Raw genomic sequence first — 4,799 nt, 5'->3', positions numbered from 1 at the left:
GCGCGGACGACCTTCACGAATTCACCGAAATCGATCGGTTTTACGAGATAAGAGTTGACTCCGTTGTCATAACAGACGGCCCTGTCGCCTTCCTCGTGCGAGGAGGTTAGCACTACAACCGGGATCCTTCTTGTACGCTCATCGTTCTTCAGTTCCGCCAGCACTTCGTGCCCTGAAATGCCGGGCAGTTTCAGGTCGAGCAGGACAAGATCCGGTGTGGGAAAGTTCTTTTTGTCGGCGAATTTTCCCTTTCCGCAGATATAGTTCAGCGCTTCTTCGCCTGTCCTGGCTATGGTTACGGTATTTTTAAGGCCGACCTGAGCGAAGGCGTCCAGCGTAAGTTCGACGTCCATCAGGTTGTCTTCAACCAACAAAATAACAACAGCACTCATCTCAATTCAAAGCCTCCTTCAATTTTACGGAGAAAACGCTCCCCTCCCCGGGAGTCGATTCCAGAGAGATCTCGCCACCCATGAGATCGACGCATTTTCTCACTATCGCGAGTCCAATGCCGGTACCCGGGTAATCCTCGGCCGAGTGCAGGCGCTGAAAGATATCGAAGATTCTCTTGTAAAACTTTCTGTCGATGCCGATTCCGTTGTCTTTTATCGTTAAGTAAACGTACCCGTCTTCTCGCCTGGAGGATATATTTATTTCTGGCGGTCTTTCAGGTGGGTGGTAGGTGAGCGCGTTTTCTATAAGATTCGCCAGTACTCGATTCAGAAGTGTGACATCGGCCTCTACGAAGTGAAGCGTTCCCTCCACCGTGACTTTTCCTCTTTCCTCCTTGACTTTCGAACGCAGAGTATCGAGAGCTTTGTCGACGGTCTGTGCAAGCGATACCGCTTCGATCTTTAAAGCTGCTCTACCGAGTCTCGAGTAATCCAGAAGATCCTGAATCAGTATCGACATGTTCTCTCCGGCCCCGACTATGTGATTGAAATACCTGCCGGCCTCGGATGGCAGCGCCCCGGCATAACGTTCCGAAATGATCTGGGCAAAGCCTTTTATGGCCCTCAAAGGAGCCCTGAGGTCGTGTGAAACGGAATAGGCGAAAGATTCGAGCTCTTTGTTGGCAGTCTCCAGCTCGGCCGTTCTCTCCTTGACCCGTCTCTCGAGTTCTTCCAGCGTTTTTTCTCTCTGGGTTATGTCTTCGAATATAACGACTATTTCATCCTCTCCGTGACGGTAAACGTAGTTGTCTGTCCAGAAAGCGATTCTGTCGTCTTTATATTTTTTCAAGGGATGGCGCTGGGACAAACCGCTTTTAAACACCTGTATTATTATGTCGTACAACCCCATTTCGATTACACCGGGAAAGACTTCCTCGACTCTCCGCCCGACGACCTCGTCACGGCTAACTCCGGTTATCCTGCATCCGGCGGGATTCATGTCCAGAAAGACCGCCTCGTCGTTATTGCCGACCTTGTAGATGGCGACTCCGGTGTTCATATTCGTATAGAGCTCCCTGAAGCGCATTTCACTTTCTTTGAGCGCCTGCTCGGCCTCCTGCTGTCTGGTGACATCTTCGAGTATTCCCAGAATACCTTCGGGCTGACCTTCTTCGTTGAAGATCGTGGCGTTGTGCAGTCGAACCACCACCTTTGAGCCGTCCTTTCTCTTTCTCAGAAGCAGCGTCCCCCTCTGGTAATCTCCCGACCGGGTCTTTTCGGTCAAATCTCTGTGGGTCTGGATATCTTCCTCGGGAACTATGGGCAGCGGTCTGCCTATCACCTCGGAGCGTTTCCAGCCGAAGACTTTTTCGGCGGCCTGATTCCATTCCGTCACGTTGTATCCCATATCCAGACTGACAATCGGCACCGGCGAAGCTTCCACTATCGCGGCAAGCCTTTTTCTGGCCAGAGAGAGTTCATGTACCGCCTCTTCACCCCTGAGCTGCGCTTCCTTGCTGGACATGGCCCAGCCAGTTAGAGCCGTTGCGATAGGATAGACGAGCATCACCGGAACTGCGGCGACCGAGAAGAAGGCGTTCCTCGAATCGGCCGGGAGAAAAAGCATACCGATCATCATAAAAATATGTACGACAATCCCGAAGAGATATAGCTCGACCAGAGTCATCTGGTGTAGAGCTCTCCGCCGTCTGTACCTCCACAGAAGACCCGTTGTGGCCGAACAGATTATCACAGATACGCCTACGGTTGCTCCGGAGCCGCCCATAAGTATCCTGAGGATAGAGGTCATTATCACAGTGATGATGGAGGGAATGAATCCGAAGTAAAGCCCCGTGAGACCGAGGACCACCGAACGCGTATCGAAAACTACTCCGGGAGAGAGCTCCCAGGAGTCTACCATGACTGCCATAGCTATAACTCCGAGCAGGAGGCCTGAGATGATCTTCTGCAGGAGCAGCTTCTCCTTTTTGAATCTTATATACAGCGCACTGTAAATTACCGTGAGCGAGATAAGCAATGCGGCGTTGTTGACCAGTGCCAGTGCGGCCTCCCTACCCAATCCATCCGACCCCCCGAGCCCGAATTATTCGCTCATAAGGCTATTATATCCTCAAGAAGCCTTATTATTGATTCCAAACGTCTCTTTTCCAACAGTTCTAGACTTATATATATGGTAAGCGGGGCAGTTTTCCGTAGGTTTCCGATAGTAATGACCTGCAGAATCTATGCCATTCCTTCGGAAAAGAGCACAATACGTCAGATCTTTATGAAAATATGCGGCTGATAGTACTTGCCCGTGAAGGCATTTTACAAATGCACGGTTTCCACCCAAATGATTTGAACAGAAATAGTTTTGTTTGATGTTGTTTTTGATTTTCTGGTAAAAAGCACTGACGAATAACTTGCACAGCTTCATCAGGAATACAGTTACGAGATCATACAAGACTTGGACTACAGCGGCTGAATTCAGTATAATTAAGATATCTGAAATGGCGATAAGATAAGAATCGTGTCTTTTGCAGATAAAAACGGAACTGATATTGCTGAAGTGAGTGATTCCTTTGACTTTTATCTTTTGAATTTCTTTGCAGATATTGGTATTCATTTCCGTTTTTTACATGAAAACTCACCGGAAAGGTTGGGTCATAAAAATGAAAAAACAACTTTTGATTGTTATTTCCGTGCTGATTTTGGCAATCATAAGCGCCTGTAATTGCGAGAATAGTTGTTCTGAGCAAAATGTGGAAAAAAAGGCGTCCAGTGAAATGAGTATTAGCGAAGAAGTGGAGGGTATTATGGACAATACATATGTAAAACGTGAGGGTGTGGAGGTCATATATCTTGCAGGTGGCTGCTTCTGGGGTACCGAGAAACTTATGCAGACTATACCGGGGGTCATAGAGGCTACCAGTGGATACGCAAACGGAGAAGAAGGTGTCACGCCAAACTATGGCATCGTTTCGGATACTGGATTCAAAGAGACGGTACGTGTTGAATACAAGCCCGCTAAAGTTAGCCTCGACATGATACTGTTTACTTACTTCAGGTCTATCGATCCGACGATAACGAACAAGCAGGGCAATGATCGCGGGCCACAGTATCAAACGGGTATATACTGGGTGGATGATGCCACAAAAGATATAGTTCTCAATATTGCAGAAGTAGAAAAAGGCCGCTTCCCCGATTTTGCTGTGGAGATTGAGCCTCTTCGTAACTTCTTCGACGCAGAAGAATACCACCAGAATTATCTTGAAAAAAATTCCGGAGGCTACTGCCATATCTCTTTAGAGGAATTTGAACTCGCCGGTAAAATGATTATTGACCCGGCGAATTACCGGCGTCCGCTACCCGAAGAGATCAAGGCAAAGCTCACGAAGGAGCAATTTGCCGTCACACAAAATGGCGCCACTGAGCCGCCCTTCGACAACGAATATTGGGACAACCATGAGAAGGGAATATATGTCGACATAGTAACCGGTGAACCTTTGTTCTCCTCCAGTCAAAAATTCGACAGCGGGACTGGCTGGCCAAGTTTTACACAAGGTATTGACGAAAATGTCTTTGTGTTTCTGACAGACAATTCTTTGGGTATGAAGCGTATAGAAGTACTCAGTCGTGCAGGCAACTCGCATCTTGGGCACGTATTCTACGGCAAATCCGAGTCGCCGAACGGAGTACGTTTCTGCATAAATAGTGCTGCGTTGCGTTTCATACCATATGATGACATGGAATCCGAGGGTTACGGTTACCTAAAAGAATATGTCCTCTGAAAAAGTTTATCTTGATAATCCATCTTAAATATCCGACAGTATAAATTCTCTCTGGTCGGCGTTTGTAGCAATGACAACAGTTCACTTCGATAGAAAGATAACCTTTACGCTCATAGACGGTACTGTAACCAACGCACACAGCAAAGCGGCCTAGGCCGGGAACATACATAATCGACTCGACACCGATAGAGGAGGAAGGATTCAAGCTTCAAGGAGAAACACTCACAGACATATTCAAAGCGATGGAAGATAGAGAGGCTCTTCCAGAAAATGAAAGAGGTGTTCAGAGTGGAGATTCCCAGAAAAGGTGGCAGAGATGATCTCTTGTCCAGAGTAACGGCACTATTTCTAACGGTTGTTACTCTTGCCTTCTCGAAGTTCGTGCTTAATGACCCTATTCTAGATTACCTCAATTGTTGCTGATTTGTTTATTGGATACGGTATGAATAGTACACGCAATGCAGCGTAGTAAAATATAAAGGCGGCTATTTGCAGACTTTTCAAAATAGAAAACCGCTCTGCCATCAATACTAGCTTTGTATCAAAAACAGAGCGGTCTTATGGTGGAGCCGAGGGGATTCGAACCCCCGGCCTCCGCCTTGCGAAGGCGGCGCGC

The 4,799-nt window shown here is 47.6% G+C and carries 3 protein-coding genes; 1 reads left to right on the top strand and 2 read right to left on the bottom strand.

The genetic code is table 11. The annotated features are described in order from the left end of the window. A partial coding sequence (locus PKX57_RS11275) for a response regulator (protein WP_472417378.1) occupies window positions 1-392 on the bottom strand: 392 nt, incomplete at its 3' end. 1 nt (window position 393) lies between these two features. Further along, window positions 394-2,472 (bottom strand): PAS domain S-box protein, encoded by a 2,079-nt coding sequence (locus tag PKX57_RS11270; RefSeq protein WP_472417376.1) that lies wholly within the window; start codon window positions 2,470-2,472, stop codon window positions 394-396. A 592-nt stretch (window positions 2,473-3,064) separates the two neighbouring features. Between PKX57_RS11270 and msrB the strand changes: the two genes are divergently transcribed. Further along, window positions 3,065-4,183, top strand: a complete 1,119-nt coding sequence (msrB, locus tag PKX57_RS11265; RefSeq protein WP_470745086.1) for a peptide-methionine (R)-S-oxide reductase MsrB — start codon at window positions 3,065-3,067, stop codon at window positions 4,181-4,183. Window positions 4,184-4,799 lie beyond the last annotated feature (616 nt).

Origin of the sequence: Mesotoga sp. (assembly GCF_035363035.1) — a bacterium.
In the GTDB taxonomy this organism is placed as follows: Bacteria; Thermotogota; Thermotogae; order Petrotogales; family Kosmotogaceae; genus Mesotoga.
Note: the sequence above shows the minus strand (reverse complement) of the source record. Positions and strands in the feature narration are given on the sequence as shown.

Bases quoted from the DNA above. Each gene is read 5' to 3' on its own strand.
- msrB (WP_470745086.1), top strand. From the start codon at position 3,065: ATGAAAAAACAACTTTTGATTGTTATTTCCGTGCTGATTTTGGCAATC.